This window comes from Spongiibacter sp. IMCC21906 (assembly GCF_001010805.1).
Classification (GTDB): Bacteria; Pseudomonadota; Gammaproteobacteria; order Pseudomonadales; family Spongiibacteraceae; genus Spongiibacter.
Window position 1 is genome coordinate 1,918,389 of sequence record NZ_CP011477.1, and the last position, 21,133, is coordinate 1,939,521.

Sequence of the window (21,133 nt, forward strand, 5' to 3'; positions counted from 1 at the left end):
CCCCCGTTTTTCGGCTGCAGCTTATATGGAACAATTTCGCAATATAGGGGTGATAGGCCGCGAAGGCAACGGTGTGGTAGAAACCCTCAACCGATTGTTAACGCTGCTTGAGTCCCGTCAGCTCACTGTTGTGCTGGATGATAGCGTCTCTGCGTTATTGCCTGACCATGGGCTACGGGTGTCTCCTCGACGCATGATGGGTGAGACCTGCGATTTGATTATCGTGGTCGGCGGTGACGGTAGCTTGTTGGGCGCTGCTCGGAGTTTGACCCGTCACAATGCGCCGGTGTTGGGGGTAAACCGCGGTCGACTCGGTTTTCTTACTGATATATCTCCCGGTGAGATTGAAACGCAGGTAGGTGCAGTACTGGATGGTGAGTACGTACTGGAGAAGCGCTTTTTACTAGACGTAGAAGTGCTGCGTGGAGGGGAGCGCATTGGTCGCGGCGACGCCCTGAATGACGTGGTTCTTAATTCGGGTACCTCGGGCCATATGATGGAGTTTGAGCTTTACGTGGATGGCGAGTTTGTCTACCGGCAACGCTCCGATGGGCTGATTGTGTGCACGCCAACCGGCTCCACTGCGTATTCTCTTTCTGCCGGGGGGCCGATTATGCATCCCCGCTTGGATGCCATTGCGATTGTGCCCATGTTTCCGCACACCTTAAGTAGCCGGCCGATTGTGATTGGTGGCAATAGCGAAGTGAAAATGGTGGTTTGTGACAGCAATGTTGTTAATCCGCCGGTGACCTGTGATGGCCAAGTGAAAATTACTACCCAGCCCGGCGACATTATTTATGTGCGCAAAAAGCCCCACAAATTGCGCTTGGTTCATCCTATCGATCACAGTTTTTACGCGAGCTGCCGGGATAAATTGGGTTGGGGAGCGCATTTGCCATTAGAGGACAGTGATGACTGAGCATATTGCGCTGCGCCAGCCATTAAGCACGGACCTTAAGCCATTATCACAATTACTGCGTCGGGGCGGTTTGCCCCACCGAATTGTCGAGCAGCGCGGGGAACAGCTGGTTTGGGTCGCCTCTGAAGAGGATGCTTTGCGAGTGCAGGCGGTTTTTTCGAAGTTGGAGACGGGCGAGCTGGATGAGTTTTTAGCGTCCCCTATGCCTGCAAGCAACGCGTCAGAAAAAAGCCGGGCTTTTTTCCGGTATCCCCTCAAGTCAGTTCCCATGGTTATGGTAATACTGGGGCTCAGTATTGTCGGCGCCTTGATTGCGTGGGTAGATACTGATTTTACGATTTTACCTTGGCTGAGCTTTTATCAGTTGAGCATCGTCGATCGCCAGCTGGTGGGCGAGTGGCCTGCCGGTCAGTTGTGGCGTTTAGTCAGCCCGATTTTTCTGCATTTTAGTTTGTTGCATATCGCTTTCAATGGACTCTGGTTGTGGGAACTTGGCGGCATGATCGAGCGTCGTCAGGGCCACGTTCGGATTTTGGGGGTGACGTTGCTGGTGGGAGCGGGATCAAATATCGCCCAAGCGATGGCGGGGATGTCGTTATTCGGCGGTTTGTCTGGGGTAATTTACGGCTTGTTGGGGTATGTTCTGGCTTGGAATAAATTGCGACCAAGCCAACGCTTCCCGCTGGTGCCCGGCGTAGCGGTGGTGATGATTATATGGTTGCTGCTGTGTATTTTCGGCTTTTCTAGTTTGCTGGGCTTTGGCGATATTGCGAATACGGCCCATGTGAGTGGTTTACTGTTGGGGCTACTACTTGGTGGCGCTGCGGCGCTGTTGGATAAGCGGCCTGCCTTCTGAACGACAACGGAATGAATTTGCTATAATGCGCGGCTGGCTGGCCTATCGCAAAATGCGATGCCCATTCCTCTTTTGGGCGCGGCGTCTTTTTTAGACAAGTTTTATTTAGACAAGAGCGACAATGACTTTTCAAGATTTAATCGACAATATCAATCCAACGGTATACGAAGCCTTAAAGCGTGCTATTGAAATTGGCAAGTGGCCAGATGGTCGAGCGCTAACGTCAGAGCAACGTGAGCACTGTATGTCGGCGGTGATTGCCTACGATTTGCAATCTCAGCAAGAAGAGCAACGGGTTGGCTACATTGACCGGGGGCCGAAAACAGAAGGTGAGGTCTGCGGTGATGATCACTCCCATGACCAAAATGCCGAGCAAACGCTGAAGTGGGCTAAATAGCCCATGGCGATGACCGAGTTACAGGGCGGCATTCGAAAAATGCGCACTTCTTTGCAGGAGGGCGTTGCCCAATATCAACTTCCTGTTGGCGACCAACTGTTGCCGATGAATGGCTTGATAGGCAAGCGTGTAAGCCTTAATTATCTGCAGAAAATTCATTGTGTTCATTGCGGAAGATTGACTAAAAAGAGTTTTAACCAAGGTTACTGCTACCCGTGCTTGCAGCGCCTTGCCCAATGCGATAGCTGTATCGTGAGCCCTGAAAAATGCCATTACTTTGAAGGTACATGCCGCGAGCCCGAGTGGGGTGAGGAACATTGCATGATTGACCATATTGTCTATCTGGCCAATTCCTCGGGGGTAAAGGTGGGCATTACCCGCAATACCCAAGTCCCCACGCGCTGGATTGATCAGGGCGCGGTGGCAGCGCTACCTATTTTTAGAGTGAGTAATCGCCTGCAGTCGGGGTTGCTTGAAACTGTTTTTAAAAATCACGTGGCTGACAAAACCAGCTGGCAAGCCATGTTAAAAGGCGAGCCTGCTCCCGCAGATTTAGCTGCTCGGGCGCTAGAACTGGCCGCTGAATGTGAGCCCGAGATTGCCCAGCTGCAGGACAAATTTGGTTTACAGGCTATTCAGCCGATCAACGATGCTGAACGGCTTGATATTTCATACCCGGTTGACGAGTACCCCATCAAAGTTAAGTCCTTTAATTTAGACAAGCTGCCGTTGGTAGAGGGAACCTTGATGGGCATAAAAGGCCAGTATCTGATTTTTGATACCGGCGTTATTAATATGCGCAAATATGCCGGTTATCAATTGGCCGTCAGTAGTGAGTCCTGAGTAGGACGGGAGAGTTTTTAATGCGCGATGCGCAGCCAAGTACCATATATCTTAAAGATTACCAGCCCCCGGCGTTTCTTATTGACAAGACAGAACTGCGTTTTGACCTGCAAGAAAGCGAAACCTTGGTGCAAAGCCGATTACACTTGCGACGCAACCCGGCGGCGGTCAGCGGCACGGCATTAGTGCTCCATGGTTGTGAGCTGGAGCTGCTATCACTGGCGATTGATGGGACGGCATTGTCGCCATCAGACTGGCAGCAAAACGGCGAGCAGCTGAGTTTAAATAATGTGCCAGACGATTTTGTGCTGGAATGCGAAACGCGGATCTTCCCCCAGAACAATACCTCTCTTGAAGGGCTGTATAAGTCCTCTGGTATGTTTTGCACCCAATGCGAAGCTGAAGGCTTTCGCAAGATAAGCTATTACCTGGACCGGCCCGATGTGATGTCGGTGTTTACCGTTGAAATCATCGCTGAAAAATCGCTTTATCCGGTATTGCTGTCCAACGGTAATTTACAGTCTTTAGAAACCTTAGCCGATGGCCGTCAGCGTGCGGTGTGGCACGACCCTTTTCCAAAGCCTGCGTATCTCTTTGCCTTGGTGGCGGGAGATTTGGCCTGCGTCAACGACAGCTTTACTACTCGCAGCGGCCGCAAGGTTGACCTCAATATTTATGTTGAAGAAAAAGACCGGGATAAGTGCGATCACGCCATGACTTCCCTGAAAAAATCCATGCGCTGGGACGAAGAAGTGTATGGCCGGGAATACGATCTGGATATCTTCAATATTGTTGCGGTGGATGACTTCAATATGGGGGCGATGGAAAACAAAAGCCTCAATATTTTTAACACCTCCTGCGTGTTGGCTAAGCCAGAAACCACCACGGATATGGGATTTCAGCGAGTAGAAGGCGTTGTCGCCCACGAATATTTTCATAACTGGTCTGGTAACCGCGTTACCTGCCGGGACTGGTTTCAGCTCAGTTTAAAAGAAGGTTTTACGGTCTTTCGGGACTCTGAGTTTTCTGCTGACATGGGCTCCCCGACGGTGAAGCGCGTCGAGGATGTGTCACTGTTGCGGACCGCGCAATTTGCTGAAGACGCGGGACCGATGGCCCACCCGATTCGCCCAGATTCGTTTATCGAAATCTCCAATTTTTACACCGTGACCATCTATGAAAAAGGTGCGGAAGTGGTGCGGATGATTCATACCTTGTTGGGGCCAGAGCGGTTCCGGCAGGGGAGTGATCTGTATTTTGATCGCCACGATGGCCAAGCGGTAACCTGCGAAGATTTTGTCAAAGCGATGGAAGATGCCAGCGGGGTGGATCTTGGTCAGTTTCGCAACTGGTATTCTCAAGCTGGCACGCCCGAGCTGAATGTGACCGGACGCTATGACGCCGATGCTGGCAGTTATACCTTAACGGTGAAACAGTCTTGCCCGGCAACGCCGGGGCAAAGCGAGAAAGCGCCGTATCATATTCCCTTAGCCATGGCGCTGATTGGTGAAGCGGGTGCACTGCGCTTGAATTTGGCAGGTGTGGAGGCCGACCCAGAAACCGCAGACAATACTCAGTGCGTATTGGATGTTAGGGCGCCAGAGCAAGAATTTGTGTTTACTGATTTGCCCGAAGAGCCCGTGCCGAGTTTGTTGCGAGGTTTTTCTGCGCCGGTGAAATTGCATTTCTCCTATAGCCGTGAGCAATTATTGCGTTTAATGCGCAACGACAGCGATGGCTTTAGCCGTTGGGATGCGGGCCAACAATTGGCGTTGATGGAAATAGACGCGGCTGTTGAAGCACTAAAAGCCGGTAAGGCGGTGGTTGCGGACGATGACTTTATTGAAGCCTGCAGGGCGGTTCTGGCAGATGAGTCGCTGGATCAAGCCATGGTAGCGCTAATGATGCAGCTGCCGTCAGAGGCATATTTGGCTGAGCTTTATCGGCCCGTGGACGTACATGCGCTGCACGATGCCCGGGATGCGCTTCGTAAAGCCATTGCTGTTGCGCTGAGTGATACCTTCTGGGCAGTGTATCAGCGTTGCCAAAGCGACGAAGACTACGAACCTAGTGCCGGGCAAATTGCCCGCCGCAGCCTGAAAAATTGTGCACTGTCTTATGTAGTGTGTACGGGTAGTGATCAGGCCATTGCCGCTGCCGTCAGCCAGTTTGAACAAAGTCGTAATATGACTGATCGTTTGGCCGCGTTGAGCCAGTTGGTGAATAGTGACAATAGCTATAAAGCCCAAGCCTTGCAGCGCTTTTATCAAGACTGGCAGCACGAGCCCCTAGTAATTAATCAATGGTTTCAAGTGCAGGCAATGTGTCAGCTTCCGGGGACCTTGGAAAAAGTCCAAAGCCTGATGGGGCATCCGGCCTTTGATATTCGCAATCCCAATAAAGTAAGGGCGCTGATTGGTGCCTTCTGTGGTCAGAATACGGTGAATTTTCACCGTAAAGACGGCGCTGGGTATGGCTTTTTAGCCGATCAGGTAATCTCGCTAAATCGCAGTAATCCGCAAATCGCCTCGCGCTTGCTGGTGCCTTTAACCAAGTGGGCCAAGTACTTACCCACGGTACAAGAGCGGATGCGCGAGCAATTGCAAAGAATTATGGCTGAGCCGGATTTGTCCAATGACGTTTACGAAGTGGTGTCCAAAAGCCTCGCCGAATAGGGGGATGTTGCTTGGGCCTTGCGGGTAGAAATGCTCACTCAGGGGCGAGGGTATATAAATTCAGTTTGTTATAACTATATGCTTTAATGTTATAACTAGCTGATTTATATAGAAAAATATTCCAATTTTCGATGTTTGTGGTAAAGTGGCGACCCTGTTATTCAAGTAAGCCGATTATCATGCAACTCGACCTGGACGCACTTAACACCCAATTGCGAGACAAGTCTGCCCAAGAAATCATCCGCTGGGCAGCGGGCTTGGGTGAGCCAATTATGTCTTCTACTAGCTTCTCCCAGAATTCTGCGGTGATGTTAAAGCTGGTGACGGACGCTGCGCCAGAAATGCCAATTGTGTGGGCGGATAGCGGCTACAATGTGCCAGATACTTATCGGGTGGCCGAACAGCTCATCAAGCTGCTTAAACCTAATCTTAAGGTGTATACGCCTGAAATGACGGCGGAGCGCCGCAATGCCATTATGGGCGGCATTCCCCATCCCGATGATAACCCCGAGCTGCACAAAGAGTTTACTCGGCAGGTCAAGTTGGAGCCTTTTGATCGCGCGTTTCAAGAGATTAACCCCAAAATTTGGGTAACGGGTATTCGTAAAGAAGAAACGGCTTTTCGTCAGGGATTAGACGTTTTGTCTTGGGATGGTCGCGGTATTCTCAAGGTGGCGCCGATTTTTTATTGGTCTGAGCAGGATGTGCTCGACTATATGAGCGATCATCAGTTACCCAGCTGTAAACACTATTTTGATCCGACAAAAGTCGCAGAAAATCGTGAGTGCGGCTTGCACACATCAGCCTAGTGTGAAAACCGCTGCCGTTGCGCTTTGTTGCGGCGCGGCTTTTCGGTATCCTTCCCGCTCCCTTCAGAAGGTTGTTTTTCATGTACAGCATTTTGCGCCGCGTGCTTTTTTGCCTCCCTACGGAAACCGCTCACACCGTTTCCCTAAGACTGCTTTCTGTGCTCGAAAAGCTTGGGCTGAGTCATCTTATTGCCACCACTTTGCCGCCTCAGCCCCGGGAGGTGATGGGGATTCAATTCCCGAACCCGGTGGGTTTGGCAGCAGGACTGGATAAAAACGCACGCCACATTAATGGGCTTGCGGCTTTGGGGTTTGGCTTTATTGAGGTGGGTACCGTCACGCCAAAACCGCAGCCGGGCAATCCCCAGCCCCGTTTATTTCGCTTGCCAGAGGCAGGGGCAATCATCAACCGGATGGGCTTTAATAATCAGGGTGTTGATGAGCTTATTGCGGCAGTTAAAGCCAGTGGTTATCAAGGTGTACTGGGTATTAATATTGGTAAAAACAAAGATACCCCTGCAGAGCAAGCAGTGGACGATTATCTGTATTGTTTAACCGAAGTTTATCCCTATGCCAGCTATGTTACCGTAAACCTTTCTTCACCAAACACCCCGGGCCTGCGTGATTTACAGTTTGGTCAGCCGTTAATTGATCTCTTATCTAAACTCAAAGCTGCACAGCTAGCGTTAGCTGATAAATATGGCCGTTATGTGCCATTGGCGGTGAAAATTGCCCCAGACATGGCCGATGACGATATTCGCCAAGTGGCCAAGGTTTTTGTCGAACAGGGGGTTGATGGTGTTATCGCCACCAATACCACCATTGATAAAGGCGCTGTGCAGGGGCTTGCTCATTGTCACGAAACGGGTGGCTTGAGTGGCTTGCCCGTAAAAGACAAGTCGACAGCGGTTATACGGGTGTTAGCCGATGCTTTGGCGGGCAGCATGCCCATTATTGGCGTGGGTGGCATTGATGACGGTGAGAGTGCTGCAGAGAAAATAACGGCGGGGGCGTCGTTGGTCCAGATTTACACCGGGTTTATTTATAAGGGACCATCGTTGATCGGGGAATCTGTTGCAGCCATTGCTGAACTAGAGGCGCGATAGATGGCCTTAACCGGTGTGCTAGAAAGTTTTACTCTTTCCTTAACCACCTTTTTTGCCATGATAGGACCTATTGATGTGGCCGCTATGTTTGCGGCCTTATCAGCTGGGCTTACCGAGCGGGAGCGGCGTCGTGCCGCAGTCCGGGGTGTTTTGATTGCCAGTGGTATTTTGTTGGCATTTGCTCTTGTGGGCGAGTGGGTGCTCAATATTATGGGGATTTCACTGGCAGCATTGAGAACGGCCGGCGGCGTTTTATTATTGTTGATTGGCATCGAGTTGGTTTCTGCGCGAGCGTCTGGCGCCACGACGACGACCTTGGAAGAAGATCAAGAGGCAGAGCAACGGGAAGACATTAGTGTGTTTCCATTAGCGACCCCCTTAATTGCTGGCCCAGGCGCGATTGGTGCGGTGATATTGTTAATGGCCCATGCCGAGGGCAATTTTTTAGAGCAGTCAGCTGTTGTAGTGAGTTTAATTTTGGTCATGGCCATGACTCTATTGTCATTACTGTTGGCAAGCCAGCTGCAAGATCGTCTGGGTGTCACCGGTATGCACATGATTAGTCGCGTGTTTGGTGTCTTATTGTGCGCCCTCGCGGTACAGTTTTTGTTTGATGGTATTGCCCAGAGCGGCTTGCTGTCAGGTACATTGAATTAAGCAGAGTTGCCCTAAACAGTAGGGTGTTATTTTGCGCTTGCCCTCTTGCCTGTGTAGTCTAAAAATCACCAAAGCCTGCTAGGCTTGTCTTTTTCTCCTGCCGTTGTTTTAAAATTCGGTCAGACATACAGCCATAGTCGGCTGCTGCTTACCGGTGTATCTTGGTTCTACTTTAGCCATAGGGTCAAAGGAGTATTTGCTTGAACAATCTCAATCGTCAGTCTGTTATAAAAGGGAGCGCCGCTCCCAAAATTGGTGTTGCCGAGCTTGGGGTTCGCGGTTCGTGGCGCATGGCTCAGACGCTTGTGGCGGTCTACCCTCGGGCATTGAAGTGGTTAATCGAATGGCGCAAACCTACGCCCAAAGATGTACGGGAGTTATTTGAGGCGCTAGGGGCCACATATATAAAGTTGGGGCAATTTATTGCCAGCTCACCGTCTATTTTTCCAGCAGCCTATGTTGAGGAATTTCAACGCTGTCTTGATCAAACACCGTCCCTGCCTTTTGACAAAATTAAACAGATTATTGAACAGGACTTGGGTAAACCCATTTCTCAGGTGTTTTCTCATATCGATACAAAGGCCTTAGCTTCAGCCTCCATTGCACAGGTTCACGCCGCAAAATTGCTCAGTGGCGAAGATGTTGTGGTGAAGGTGCAAAAGCCGGGTGTGCAGGCGGTGCTAACGACAGATATGAATGCGGTGTATTTATTTACTCGTATTTTTGAGTTGATTCTGCCCAATACCGATAAGGATGCGGTGGCCGGTTTGGTGAGTGAAATGTATCAGTCGATGATAGATGAATGCGACTTTTACAAAGAGGCAGACAACCTGCGCCAGTTCCGCCAGTTTCTCCAGGACAGCAATATCGATACGGTGGTTGCACCAAAACCGTATAGCCAAGCCTCTGGCAGTCGAGTGCTGACAATGGAACGATTATACGGCACAGCGTTAACTGATCCTGAAACTCTGGAAAAACGCAATATTGACCCCGCTCAGGGACTTTTTAATGCCTTGAATACGTGGTTTGCCAGTTTGACCCAGTGCACTTTTTTCCACGCTGATTTACACAGTGGCAATCTGTTGTTATTGGATGATGGCCGGGTCGGGTTTATTGATTTTGGTATGGTGGGGCGGATTCAACCGGAAGCATGGCAGGCAATGTTTTCGTTATTTGCTGGCGTTAGCGCGCAAGACTACCGTCAGATTGCTGAGTCGATGCTCACGGTGGGGATAACCCGGGACAAAATTGATCTTGATGCCCTGAGCAATGATATTCGCGATTTGTTTGAGGGGCTTAATGCGATGGATCCTGCCAAAGTGTTGAACAATAGCGGTGGAGACAATATCAATAAAATGATGGCCGATTTAGGCGGGATAGCGCGAAACTACGGCATTCGCTTTCCTCGTGCTTTTACAATGCTGTTGAAACAGTTTTTGTATTTTGATCGCTATATGGAAATGCTGGCCCCGGGGGCAGATATTTTTCAGGATGATCGGGTGGATTTTTTCCTCAATTAAAACCATCCGCTACCGGTTTTTTCTAGGAGGGCCGGGTTGCTGATGCAAGTCTGTGTTGGCTGTGGATTGTACCTATTTGTGTCTTTTTCGCTGCATTTAGAGTCTTGTTTCTAATATTTGTAAGAGTTTTCTTACAATTCTAAGTAGTAACCAGGCAGCCAATTCGATAGAGTTAAGCATAGAGTTTGCTAAGGCATTGTGGTCTCGAAGATTAAAAAGGGTGAAGTGTGAAGAAACTTGAAAGAAAGCTGGGGCAGGCGGCCAGTTACGAAGAGTGGAAAACGTTGGCCCTAGAGCATGATCGATGTTCGGGTCGTGAGCATTGGAAAAAAATAGATAAAACCAGCCTTTACGACTATGCATCTATTCGTTCGCGATTGGAGCGCCTTCGGTATTTTCGTGATAACGGTGACAATATCGGTTTGTTGTTTACCTTAAACGAAGGTATTCACGGCAATATGGGCGGCATGGGTAAGCCGGTGTTATACGCCCGGGCCAAGTTTGGTACTAAACAACTCATTCAAGATTATGTCGACGAAATTACCAGTGCACTAGACCATTTGGCACGGCTGGACGGCGATTGCCCCAGTTTTTTAGAGCGGCTTGATTTCTTTCGCCGAGCCAGTAAATGTTTTGGTAAGTCTGCACTGATGCTGAGTGGTGGTGCTGTCCTGGGTAATTTTCATGTGGGCGTAGTTAAAGAGTTGCTTGGTCAAAATTTACTCCCCGATGTGATCTCCGGTTCCAGTGCGGGATCGCTTCTGGCGGCGGTGCTTGGTACTCGTACTGAGGAAGAATTAAGCCATTTTCTCGAAACCAAAAACCTGTTGAAGGACCTCCTCCATGAGGAGACCCAATTGGTTAATCAGCAAAACAGCGCGTCTCCACGTATCAATCACCAAGTTTTAAAAGAAAAGATCGCCAAGCTCATTCCTGACTTGACCTTTCAGGAGGCGTTCGAGAAAACGGGTCGGCATATCAATATTTCTATTTCACCTTCGGACGTGCATCAAACCTCGCGGCTTTTAAATGCCATCGCGTCGCCCAATGTTTATATTCGTAAGGCGGTATTGGCGTCTTGTGCCATTCCCGGTATTTACCCGCCGGTGATGTTAGAGGCTAAAAATGTACACGGTCACCCCCAGCCTTACTTGGCGACCCGGCGGTGGATTGATGGTTCCCTGAGTGATGATTTGCCCGCCAAGCGCTTAGCTCGGCTTTACGGCGTCAATCATTTTATCGTTAGTCAGACCAATCCCCTGGTGCTGTGGGCGGTACACGATGCAAAAAGCAGCAGCAGTATGCTTGGTGCCGTGAGGCAGCTGGGGGCCCGCAGTGTTAAAGAGTGGTCTAAGGTTGGTAGCAGCTTGACCCGTCGTTACTTTAAAAATTCACCTCGAGTCAGGCGAATGGCTAATCTGGTTTATTCGGTTATTAACCAGGAATACACAGGCGATATTAATATTATTCCCCGCTACCGATTTTTTGACCCCAGAAGCCTACTGACTGAGGTGAATGAAAAGGAGCTTCTCGAGTTTATCCGTGAGGGGGAGCATGCCACTTGGCCTAAAATAGAGATGATTCGAATTAGCACCAAAATCAGCCGTAAATTGACAGAAATTTTAGAAGTCTATGAAGCTGAAGAGTTAAACCGCTTGGGTAAAAGTCATCATGCCCTCGGTGCTGAAATGCCGAGAAACCATCTTTCTGCCTGATTGTAATTGTTAAATTATAACGTCGCGTAAACCAGCTTGTAATTTGAGCTGGTTTTTTTTGAATGCTATAAATATACTGCGGGGGTATATTTGAGCGGCAGCTTACTTTGTGCTTAAATTTTAATAAATATTACTTTTTGGTTTGGGGTTAAATATGGTTCCGGCAACCGAGTTCACGCCACTAATATCGGTTATTGGTGGTGTTTTGATTGGGGCCTCAGCGTTGTTGCTAATGTGGTCTGTGGGTCGTATTGCCGGAATCTCCGGTATTGTTGGCGGCGCATTGACACAAAAAGGCAGCGAACGCTCCTGGCGATTGGTTTTTATCGCAGGTCTTTTTCTCGGAGGTTTTCTCGCCGCCTACTTTAGTGGCGCATTAGAGGGTGTTCAGCCTGTGAGTGCCTGGCCTGTTTTGTTGCTTGCAGGCTTGTTGGTGGGGTTTGGTACGCGGATGGGGTCGGGATGCACCTCTGGTCATGGTATTTGTGGTTTATCCCGGTTTTCTAAGCGTTCTTTGTGGGCAACGGTGACTTTTATGGCGAGTGGGTTTGTTACCGTTTTTGTGCTTCGCCACGTGATTGGAGCCTAAATGATGTCACTATTATTGATATTAATATCTGGAATCTTGTTCGGGGCAGGTATTGCTTTGTCTGGTATGGGTGACCCTGCAAAAGTGCAGAATTTTTTGGATTTGGCGGGGCAGTGGGACCCCAGTTTAGCGTTTGTGATGGGGGGCGGCTTGTTGGTGACCACGCCTGGATTTATGTGGTTACTTAAACGTGAGCGCCCTTTATTCGCCGATGTTTTTTCACTGCCTACAAAACAAGACCTGGATGGCAAATTGCTTGCCGGAGCCGCGATGTTTGGCGTCGGCTGGGGCTTGAGCGGTTTATGTCCCGCGCCAGCGTTGGTTGTGTTGCTATCAGGTGGGGCAATGTTTTTATTGTTTGCCGCCGCGATGGCTGCTGGAATGTTGATGCATTATGTTGTGTTTGAGCGCGAATGATTTGCTAGCGGCGGTCTCGCTTTTCTGTCGTTCTGGAATACACTGAATAACAGCAATAACAAAAAGAGTAGATGCATATGACAGTAAGCTGTGACTTTTCACAAGATCTTGATGCGGTCTTAAGCAAACTCAAAGACGAGTCTTTTCGTCGACAGCGATGCGCGGCCCTGCATGAAGACATGCTGAGTTTTGCGATTGCAGAAGAGGGTGATGGTTTTGTTGTTACCATGAGCCGTAATGTTCGACGAGAGTTGCCGTCGGTGTTGGCAAAAGTCTTTAGCTCTGTACAGACCTTGGATTTTGAGGAGCGCTGGTGGCCTGTGGGGGATGGCTGGCAGGGCAGTTTGAAAATGGATATTCGAAGCCAACCGGCGACAGTGAAGGGGGATTTCAGTTTGATGCCGACCGCCAAGGGTTGTCGATATCAGATTGAGCATCGCTGTAACGCCAAAATTCCGCTGATTGGCGGAAAGGTCGAGAAATATGTTTGTGCCCAAACGGATGGCGGTGCAGAGGCCGAGTTACAGTATTTGCACTCTGAGCTTGTAAGCTAGGCCGCTTGAATCCGGGCGGTCGTTCTCAGTTTTTGAGTTTCGAGTTGGTTTGCCAGGGCAAGCCGCAATTCCGCTATGCCCGTAAGGCGCTTAATCTGAGTGAACAATTGCTCAGCTTCAGGGTAGTGCCGGCGAAGATATCCCAACCATTGTTTGATCGGGCCGCCAACGTGGCGGGCTTGGCAGGTTGCCACACTGTCTTCAAACATAATTTGCAGTAGCGCTAATACCTCAAACCACGCCAAGGCTTGGTAATCATCGCCTTGATGACGTGATTTGATCTGCCGAGCCAAGTCTGGGCGGGCCAGTAAGCCACGGCCAATCATGACGTCATCACAGTTACTCTGAATACGACATTGCCGATAATCGTCGGCATTCCAGACCTCACCATTAGCCACAATAGAGAGCTTGTGGCGTTGCCGTAGCGGTGCAATATGTTGCCAGTAGGCTGGGGGTTTATAGCCGTCTTCACGGGTACGGGCGTGAATGGTGATTTCATCGGCTCCTGCGGAAACCAATGCATCACTAATGTCGGTTAGTAAACTGGCATCTTGGTAACCCAAGCGGATTTTAGCGGTGACAGGGATGTGCTTGGGTACGGCGTGACGCATGCTGGCGACAATGTCATGCAGTAACTGGGGCTCTTCCAGCAATATTGAGCCACCGCGATGGCGATTAACACATTTTGCAGGGCAACCAAAGTTGGTATCAATGCCGGGAGCACCAAGCTCGGCGGCACGCTGGGCATTTTCGGCCATCAACACAGGGTCGCTGCCCAGTAGCTGCAGGTAAACGGGTATCCCGCTGGGAGTGAGCCCGTGGTGGTTTAGTTCTGGACAGAGGCGATAAAATACCCGGGGCGGCAGAAGTTGGTCTGATACCCGAACAAACTCCGTGACGCAGCGGTCTATCCCGCCGATACCTGTCAGCAGTGCCCGCATTCTGGCATTGACTACCCCCTCCATGGGGGCTAAATGAATTCGCATTGCGTGGTAACGTGTCGTTTCTCAAAAAGCGCGAGTATATCTCAGCTGAGGGAATATGGATAAAATGCCAACGATATACATGGATTAAGGCGAGTTGTCGGTGAAAGTGAAGTTAGTACAAGGCGCGATTTGTGCCTGCATTGTCACATTGACGCTGTATGGTCTAGCCCAGCTAGATTTTTTGCAGAGACCACCGACTCAGGCAGAACTGGAAGAAGCACGAATATTTAATTCTGACGATGCTCAGTGGTTTGGTGAAGATCCGGATTTTGGTATATCGGTAAAGCTTGAAAATATTGCGGAAGATGCTTCTTTTGCGGTGGTTACGGTGGCGGGACAAAGAAAAAAGGTCGCTGTCGGGGCAACATTGTTACCCCCTTGCTTGCTCCTGACTGAGGTTTTAGCTGATGCAGTAGTGCTTGATCAGTGTGGCAGCTACTCTTTATTGCGCAGTGGCAAGGGGGTATTGATTACCCTGCCCACCGACGTTGATGTTGATCCTCAATCCAAATCTACGTCACCTAAAATTGTAGATATGCGCGGCAATAATGATGTTGTGGCCTTGGTGGCAGAATATCGCCAAAAGCTTTATAACAAGCCGCTGTCATTGCGGGGTCAGCTTGAGGTGGACGTTCGTAAAGATAATCGCGGTCTGCGGCGTTATTTTATCTCTCCAGGTAAGGATATGCGTCTATTTACCGCATTACCGCTGGAAGCAGGGGATCAGGTTGTTGCCATTAACGGTACGCCGATGGCAGGGAAAGAGTCGATCAGTGATATATATGGACAGCTTAATGAGGCAGACAACTTGACCGTGACGCTGCTCCGGGGGCGTCGTGAGCTGGTGGTGCTGTTGGGCTTTTAAAGTATTTTAGATGCTGTCGGTAATTTGATGGAGGTCTGCGTAGTAGCTCGCTGATTTTTCAGGTAAAACACCGTCGTCATTAGCTGCCCCCGAGGCTAGAGCTCTGTTACACTTTGGGGGTTGATGTACATAATTGAGTAGACAATCATGAAAATAATACCGCTTGGGAGTGTGTTGCTGGCGTTGTTGACCCTGTCAGCCTGCGCACCGGAAGTTGGCAGTGAAGCGTGGTGTGCGGCAATGAAAGAAAAGCCCAAAGGGGATTGGTCAGCCAATGAGGCGGGTGATTACACTAAGCATTGCGTTTTTAAATAACGACACGGGCAATGTGCTAAGCCACAATGTGGTGGCGCGGCTACATCTGTGTGGGGCTTGTTTGCCCAGCTGGTGTAACAAGACTGTCATACACCTTAACTAGTATTCGCGCGGTTGCCTGCTTGCGGCCGCAACGGTCAAATATCCTGATATTTGCCACTTTTGCGGTCACATTATTGGCCGGTTAAGCTCAGAAATGCCTCTGACAACGCTCCTGTTTGAGGAGATAAAACGGAACTATTGTGGATAGCGCTATCGTACTGACTAAATTATTAAAACCTGGGGTGTTACGCCCTTTGTCGGTGCTGCTGGCGATACTCGTCCTTTATTTGCTTGCAGGCTTGATCTGGCAGTTTGTTGAACTGGGCCGGGAAGCACCATTGTCCACAGCAATAACGGAAAGCCGTACCCAGTCTGTTACCCGCGAAACAACCAATTACAATGTGCAGGCCCTATTGGCGGTGCCGCTGTTTGGTGTAAAGCCGAGTTCGGCTGTAGAGCAAGATCCGCTGTCTTCAGAAAATGTCAAAGTCTCTGCGCTAAAAATTAAAGTAATGGGCCTGGTCGCGGGTAATGATGAAGCGGGTATTGCCGTACTCCAATACGGGAGCAAAACCCGCGCCTACGCGGTGGGCGAAAAGATCGAAGTGCCCGGCGACGTTCGTTTGCTGGCAGTAAAAGCGGATCACGTCTTAATAGAAAACAACCGCCGCCGTGAAAAGATTGAGCTGGATAAGCGTCCTGCAGTAAGCGGGGTTAGCAGTTCTGTGGCTGAGCAACATAGCGACGTTGTGGATATACATACTCCTGAAATACAGGCGTTGATTGGAGACCCTAGAGAAACCGTTCAGAACAGCCCTTTGAAATTGGCGCGGTTTTTTGCGGTATCACCGGTTAACGAGGGTGGCCAATTAGTGGGTTATTCATTGGCGCCGGGCAGAGATAAACGCTTATTTGAGTTGCTGGATATAAAATCTGGCGATGTTCTGCTCTCTGTCAACGGCCAAGCCTTGGCCGATGTGTCTACACCTGAATTACTACGAATGATGGAAGATACCAGCAGCTTTGAGCTGTTGGTGAAACGCGGCGACGCGATACTGACCAAAAGACTTGAATTATGAAACAACTTCTCTGGGCGTTTAGTCTGATCAGCCTGCTGTCTATGCCGCTTTATGGCTATGCTCAGGAGCGCTATGAGCTGGATATGCAAAATGTCGATATTGCCGATTTTATCGATACGGTGGCTAAGCAAACGGGCAAAACCATTGTTGTGGACAGCCGGGTAAAGGGCAAAATTACGATACAGAGTCATCGTAAACTGGATGCCGATGAGTTGTATCAAGTGTTTCTACTCCAGCTTGGCGTAGAGGGCTATTCAGTTGTTGAAGTGGGCAATGGTTTATTAAAAGTCATTCCTAACCAGGCAGCCAAAATTGAAGGTGTTGAGGTTCAGGGTAATAGCACGGTAATGGGGCGCAGCGAATCTATCGTGACGCGGATTGCCCATGTGGAAAATGCCGATGCCGATGAACTGGTTAAATCATTGCGTCCTTTGGTGGATAACAAAGTTGGGGTCATTACCAGCTACGCCGATTCCAATATTGTGTTGATTACTGATAGGGAGTCGAATGTTCGCCGTTTAATGTCGATTATCGATTCGGTCAATTCGGTAGATTCCCAATTGATGGAAACCGTCGCGTTAAAGAATTCCTCTGCCGAAGAAGTGGAACGCATTCTTTCAAAAGTGCTATCTCAGCAGACTCGCCGGCGGGGTGCATCTAAGCCCGTTGTGGCGGCAGATCCAAGAACCAATACCTTAATTTTGTTTGGTGATGAGGAGGCGCGTAGTTATTTACGTGAGCTGGTCGATGATTTGGATAGCGAGGTTGGCTCCCAATCTAATATCAAAGTGGTGTATTTGAAATACGCCAAAGCCAAAGATCTTGTACCGGTTTTACAGAGTATTAGTGACACCATCGTAAAAGAAGATGAGACAACCGGCCGGACAGCTGGGGGAAGTGCACCTTCTAATATTAATATAGAAGCCCACGAGCAAACCAATGCGGTGGTGTTGTCAGGCAGCCCTCATATTATTTCTAATTTACAGCAGGTGATTCGTGACCTCGATATTCGCCGGGCACAAGTTTTAGTCGAAGCGATTATTATCGAGGTGTCGGATAACCGTGCTAAAGAGCTGGGTGTGCAATGGTTATTTCGCGGTGCCGATGATGGTAGTCGTCCTATCGGCGGCATCAACTTTGGCGGTGGCGGTTCTGGTACCTCCAGCACACCGGGTATTGTCAGTCTGCTTGCTGGCGAAGAAGCGGCGGCCTCGGCGGCCAGCGGCCTGCGAGGGGCGGCATTGGGCGTGGGCAAAGTTGCAGATGGCGCATTTAGTTTTGCCGCACTGCTAACGGCACTCTCCAGTGACTCTCAGTCCAACATCCTGTCTACACCGAGCTTGCTGACTCTGGATAATGAAGAGGCGTCAATTTTGGTGGGGCAAGAAGTGCCGGTGGTGACCGGCTCTACCGCTAGCTCGACAAATACTAATCCCTTCCAAACCATTAGCCGCCAAGAAATAGGGGTAAAACTGCTTGTCACGCCCCAGATTAATGAAGGTGATGCGGTCCAGCTGGCGATTGAGCAAGAGGTTTCCTCATTGTCTACCAGTAATCAGGCGGCGGATGTTATTACCAATAAGCGCACCATCAAAACAGCGGTATTGGTTAACGATGGCGCCACTATTGTACTGGGTGGCTTGATTGATGATCAGGTAGATGAAAGCTCGGCAAGAGTCCCGCTTTTAGGTGACATTCCCTTACTTGGGCGCTTGTTTCGGGCGGACAACACCAATATTGTGAAACGCAACCTGATGGTGTTTATTCGTCCAACGATTGTTAGAGATCAAGCGACGCTTTCCGAGCTCAGTAGCAGAAAATATAACTATATTCGGGCCGAACAACTCTCCAAGAAAGACTCGGGTATTAACTTGTTTCCATTCTCTGAGATGGCAGTTTTACCGGCTTGGACAGGGCTTGAGCCTACAGATCCAAACCAGGTACCGCTTAAGAAAATTCCTAACCCGCTATCACCTGCCGAAGATACGGTGATGAAAAAACAACAGGAATTAAAGCGCCAAGGTAAAACAGAAGGCGAGGACGACGGTGTTATTCCCGCGTCGACTCTGCCTGAGACGGCGAATTAATATGTCCTTGGGTTTAACGTATGCCTTTGCCAGAACCCATCGTGTTCTGGTTGTTGACGGTGACGAGGGTGGCTTGCAGCTGCTGTGTTGCAAGACTACGACGCCAGCTGCGATTGCCGAAGTAAAGCGAAGCCTGGTGCCAATAGAAGTACGCTTGGTGCTTTGCGAAGAAGACGCATTGCAAGATCAAATCAATGACAGCTATCAGCGCAAGCAAGGCGATGCAATGTCGGCGATTGGCGATATCTCTGATGAGGTTGATCTTGATCGTTTGGCGGAGGAAATTCCCGAGTCTCAAGACTTGCTCGATGCCCAAGACGATGCACCAGTTATCCGGCTGATTAATGCCTTGTTCGGTGAAGCATTAAAACGTGATGCTTCAGATATCCACATCGAAACCTATGAAAGAACCATGTCGGTGCGGTTGCGCGTTGATGGCATTCTACAAGAAGTCTTAACCCCGAGCCGACGCTTGGCACCGCTGCTGGTTTCCCGAATCAAAGTGATGTCCAGGCTCGATATTGCTGAGAAACGTGTGCCTCAGGATGGCCGGGTCTCGTTGCGCATTGCCGGGCGTTCGGTCGATATACGGGTGTCGACGATTCCCTCCAATTACGGCGAGCGGGTGGTTATGCGCTTGCTGGACAAACAAGCGGCGCGAATTGACCTTAATCACCTGGGCATGCCTGCCAGCCAGTTGGCGACACTGAAAGACTTACTCCATCAACCCAATGGCATTATTTTGGTGACCGGTCCAACGGGGTCGGGTAAAACCACTACGCTTTATGCGGGATTGATGGCGTTAAATGATCGCCGCCGTAATATTCTCACTGTGGAAGACCCGGTCGAATACGATATTGAAGGTATTGGTCAAACCCAGGTTCATGCCAAGGTGGGGATGACCTTTGCCCGGGGCTTGCGAGCTATTCTCCGCCAAGACCCCGACGTGGTAATGCTCGGTGAAATACGCGATCAAGAAACCGCTGAAATTGCCGTACAAGCCTCATTGACGGGGCACTTGGTGCTCTCTACTTTGCACACGAATACAGCGGTGGGGGCCATAACCCGCTTGGTTGATATTGGGGTTGAGCCTTATCTGATTGCTTCTAGTTTAAAAGGCGTATTGGCTCAGCGTTTGGTCCGGCGGCTTTGTGGTGAATGTCGAGAGCCGATAGAACTGGATCGCGCCGAGGCGCGGTTATTGGGTGACGCCGATTTGGAAGGCCAGCCTGCGTTTGCCGCTAAGGGTTGTGACAGTTGTCAGCAAACAGGCTACCGGGGACGTCAGGGGGTTTATGAGCTGCTGGTGGTGGATCGGGAGGTCGCAGATCTAGTACATAACAAAGCGGGTGAGAATGAGATTATCCGCTATATGGGCAATAATATGCACTCGCTCATGTCTGAAGGCCGCCGCTTGGTCCTAGAAGGCAAAACCAGCATCGATGAATTGCTGCGTAGCGTACGTGAGGGCACTGATGCCGGCGTATGAGTACCGTGCCCTAGACGCGGCAGGCGCAACACGTAAGGGCATGATTGAAGCTGACTCCAGCCGCCAAGCCCGGCAGTTGTTGCGAGAAAAAAAGCTTTTCCCCGTCGATGTTCGCCAGACCCGTGAGAAAAACTCGGGAAATCGTCGCAGCTTTGGCCGCGGTCGGGTGGGGGTTGCCGATCTGGCGCTCTTTGTTCGGCATCTTGCTACGTTGGTTCAGTCTGGTATCCCAGTTGAAGAAGCCTTGGGCGCAACGGCTAAGCACAGCCGAAAAAACTCCCTCAAACGCATTATTCTCGACCTTCGTTCTAGAGTATTAGAAGGGCATTCGTTGGCCGAAGGGCTCAACGATCACCCGCATGTGTTTAATTCGGTGTTCCGGGCCTTGGTTAGCTCAGGTGAAAAATCTGGCGATCTGGCATTAGTGTTAAATCAGCTTGCCGAGTACACCGAAGACAGTCAAAAACTACGTGGTGTGATTGTACAGGCCGCGTTGTATCCGGTTGTTTTGTGCCTGGTCGCTGTATGCGTTATTGCGGCTTTGATGATTTATGTGGTGCCGAAGGTAACGTCCCAGTTTGATCATTACGGTGAGGCATTACCGCTGCTGACCCGTATCCTTATTTCTGTTAGTGATGGCTTATCGGCCTATTGGATATATATTGTCGCAGTGATTGTGGCCGCTATTTTTGCCATAAAATGGTGGTTGCGAGATCCCCAGCGACGCTTGAAAGCAGACCGGCTGGTATTGAAAGTTCCGCTTTGGGGGAGCTTATTGTTAGAGCTGGATGCAGCAAGAATGCTACGCACGTTGGCAATCTTAATGTCGTCTGGCGTGCCTTTTTTAGAAACCTTAAAGGTGGCTTGCAGCACCTTGAGCAATAGTCATATAAAACAAAGTATGGATCGTGTTCGAGAGCAGGTCCGGGAAGGGAATAGTTTTAGCCGCTGTTTGCAGGACGAAGACCTGCTGCCGCCCATGGCGATTTATATGATTGCCAATGGCGAAGCGAGTGGTGAAATGGACGACATGACTCAACGCGCTGCGGCTAATTTGGAGCGTGAGTTACAGGCCCGTGTGCAAATGTTTGTCAGCTTATTTGAGCCTTTGTTGATTGTTGTACTCGGATTGGTAGTGTTATCGATAGTATTGGCAATCTTGTTGCCAATGCTGCAGTTAAATAATTTGACCCAGTTTTAGGAGATATAGCGT

General features: G+C 49.9%; 20 protein-coding genes. 19 read left to right on the top strand and 1 reads right to left on the bottom strand.

Translation table 11 applies throughout. The features are described from left to right. Positions 1 to 25: 25 nt before the first annotated feature. The 13 genes from IMCC21906_RS08825 (at position 26) to IMCC21906_RS08885 (ending at position 13,057) form a co-directional block, all read left to right on the top strand. Complete coding sequence (locus tag IMCC21906_RS08825) at positions 26 to 919, top strand: NAD(+) kinase (protein WP_047011861.1); 894 nt, start codon at positions 26 to 28, stop codon at positions 917 to 919. Continuing rightward, complete coding sequence (locus IMCC21906_RS08830) at positions 912 to 1,775, top strand: rhomboid family intramembrane serine protease (RefSeq protein WP_047011862.1); 864 nt, start codon at positions 912 to 914, stop codon at positions 1,773 to 1,775. Before IMCC21906_RS08825 ends, IMCC21906_RS08830 begins: the two co-directional genes overlap by 8 nt. A 121-nt stretch (positions 1,776 to 1,896) precedes the next feature. Continuing rightward, on the top strand, positions 1,897 to 2,172 hold the full coding sequence (locus IMCC21906_RS08835) for a YeaC family protein (protein ID WP_047011863.1): 276 nt from the start codon (positions 1,897 to 1,899) through the stop codon (positions 2,170 to 2,172). A gap of 9 nt (positions 2,173 to 2,181) precedes the next feature. After that, positions 2,182 to 3,015 carry a DUF2797 domain-containing protein gene (locus tag IMCC21906_RS08840; protein ID WP_047013286.1) on the top strand — a complete coding sequence of 278 codons (834 nt, stop codon included), beginning with the start codon at positions 2,182 to 2,184 and terminating at the stop codon, positions 3,013 to 3,015. A gap of 20 nt (positions 3,016 to 3,035) precedes the next feature. Then, the gene (pepN, locus tag IMCC21906_RS08845; RefSeq protein ID WP_047011864.1) at positions 3,036 to 5,690 is read left to right on the top strand and encodes an aminopeptidase N; all 2,655 of its coding nucleotides are present in this window, start codon (positions 3,036 to 3,038) and stop codon (positions 5,688 to 5,690) included. A 179-nt stretch (positions 5,691 to 5,869) separates the two neighbouring features. Continuing rightward, positions 5,870 to 6,499 carry a phosphoadenosine phosphosulfate reductase family protein gene (locus IMCC21906_RS08850; RefSeq protein WP_047011865.1) on the top strand — a complete coding sequence of 210 codons (630 nt, stop codon included), beginning with the start codon at positions 5,870 to 5,872 and terminating at the stop codon, positions 6,497 to 6,499. Between the two features lie 80 nt (positions 6,500 to 6,579). Beyond that, entirely contained in the window at positions 6,580 to 7,605 is a 1,026-nt protein-coding gene (locus IMCC21906_RS08855; RefSeq protein WP_047011866.1) for a quinone-dependent dihydroorotate dehydrogenase, read from the top strand. Continuing rightward, positions 7,606 to 8,262 carry a MarC family protein gene (locus IMCC21906_RS08860; protein ID WP_197085880.1) on the top strand — a complete coding sequence of 219 codons (657 nt, stop codon included), beginning with the start codon at positions 7,606 to 7,608 and terminating at the stop codon, positions 8,260 to 8,262. A gap of 200 nt (positions 8,263 to 8,462) precedes the next feature. Beyond that, positions 8,463 to 9,782: an AarF/ABC1/UbiB kinase family protein gene (locus tag IMCC21906_RS08865; protein ID WP_052763461.1), complete on the top strand. Its 1,320-nt coding sequence runs from the start codon at positions 8,463 to 8,465 to the stop codon at positions 9,780 to 9,782. 227 nt (positions 9,783 to 10,009) lie between these two features. After that, on the top strand, positions 10,010 to 11,497 hold the full coding sequence (locus IMCC21906_RS08870; protein WP_047011867.1) for a DUF3336 domain-containing protein: 1,488 nt from the start codon (positions 10,010 to 10,012) through the stop codon (positions 11,495 to 11,497). A gap of 154 nt (positions 11,498 to 11,651) precedes the next feature. Next, positions 11,652 to 12,086 carry a YeeE/YedE family protein gene (locus IMCC21906_RS08875; RefSeq protein ID WP_047011868.1) on the top strand — a complete coding sequence of 145 codons (435 nt, stop codon included), beginning with the start codon at positions 11,652 to 11,654 and terminating at the stop codon, positions 12,084 to 12,086. Then, positions 12,087 to 12,503 (top strand): YeeE/YedE family protein, encoded by a 417-nt coding sequence (locus IMCC21906_RS08880; protein WP_052763462.1) that lies wholly within the window; start codon positions 12,087 to 12,089, stop codon positions 12,501 to 12,503. It abuts the gene before it with no gap. Between the two features lie 77 nt (positions 12,504 to 12,580). Continuing rightward, the gene (locus IMCC21906_RS08885) at positions 12,581 to 13,057 is read left to right on the top strand and encodes a DUF2505 domain-containing protein (protein ID WP_047011869.1); all 477 of its coding nucleotides are present in this window, start codon (positions 12,581 to 12,583) and stop codon (positions 13,055 to 13,057) included. Here IMCC21906_RS08885 and IMCC21906_RS08890 read toward each other — a convergent pair. Beyond that, positions 13,054 to 14,043 (bottom strand): tRNA-dihydrouridine synthase, encoded by a 990-nt coding sequence (locus IMCC21906_RS08890; protein ID WP_047011870.1) that lies wholly within the window; start codon positions 14,041 to 14,043, stop codon positions 13,054 to 13,056. The genes IMCC21906_RS08885 and IMCC21906_RS08890 overlap by 4 nt on opposite strands. 100 nt (positions 14,044 to 14,143) lie before the next feature. Between IMCC21906_RS08890 and IMCC21906_RS08895 the strand changes: the two genes are divergently transcribed. The 6 genes from IMCC21906_RS08895 (at position 14,144) to gspF (ending at position 21,121) form a co-directional block, all read left to right on the top strand. Continuing rightward, positions 14,144 to 14,908 carry a hypothetical protein gene (locus IMCC21906_RS08895; protein ID WP_047011871.1) on the top strand — a complete coding sequence of 255 codons (765 nt, stop codon included), beginning with the start codon at positions 14,144 to 14,146 and terminating at the stop codon, positions 14,906 to 14,908. A 147-nt stretch (positions 14,909 to 15,055) separates the two neighbouring features. After that, complete coding sequence (locus IMCC21906_RS16660) at positions 15,056 to 15,223, top strand: DUF3012 domain-containing protein (protein ID WP_047011872.1); 168 nt, start codon at positions 15,056 to 15,058, stop codon at positions 15,221 to 15,223. A gap of 242 nt (positions 15,224 to 15,465) precedes the next feature. Then, entirely contained in the window at positions 15,466 to 16,344 is an 879-nt protein-coding gene (gene gspC / locus IMCC21906_RS08905; protein ID WP_047011873.1) for a type II secretion system protein GspC, read from the top strand. Beyond that, positions 16,341 to 18,431, top strand: coding sequence for a type II secretion system secretin GspD (gspD, locus tag IMCC21906_RS08910; RefSeq protein ID WP_047011874.1), 2,091 nt, complete (start codon positions 16,341 to 16,343; stop codon positions 18,429 to 18,431). The genes gspC and gspD overlap by 4 nt, the downstream gene beginning before the upstream one ends. Before the next feature lies 1 nt (position 18,432). Further along, positions 18,433 to 19,920 (top strand): type II secretion system ATPase GspE, encoded by a 1,488-nt coding sequence (gspE, locus tag IMCC21906_RS08915; RefSeq protein ID WP_052763463.1) that lies wholly within the window; start codon positions 18,433 to 18,435, stop codon positions 19,918 to 19,920. Continuing rightward, on the top strand, positions 19,907 to 21,121 hold the full coding sequence (gene gspF / locus IMCC21906_RS08920) for a type II secretion system inner membrane protein GspF (RefSeq protein ID WP_047011875.1): 1,215 nt from the start codon (positions 19,907 to 19,909) through the stop codon (positions 21,119 to 21,121). Before gspE ends, gspF begins: the two co-directional genes overlap by 14 nt. Positions 21,122 to 21,133 lie beyond the last annotated feature (12 nt).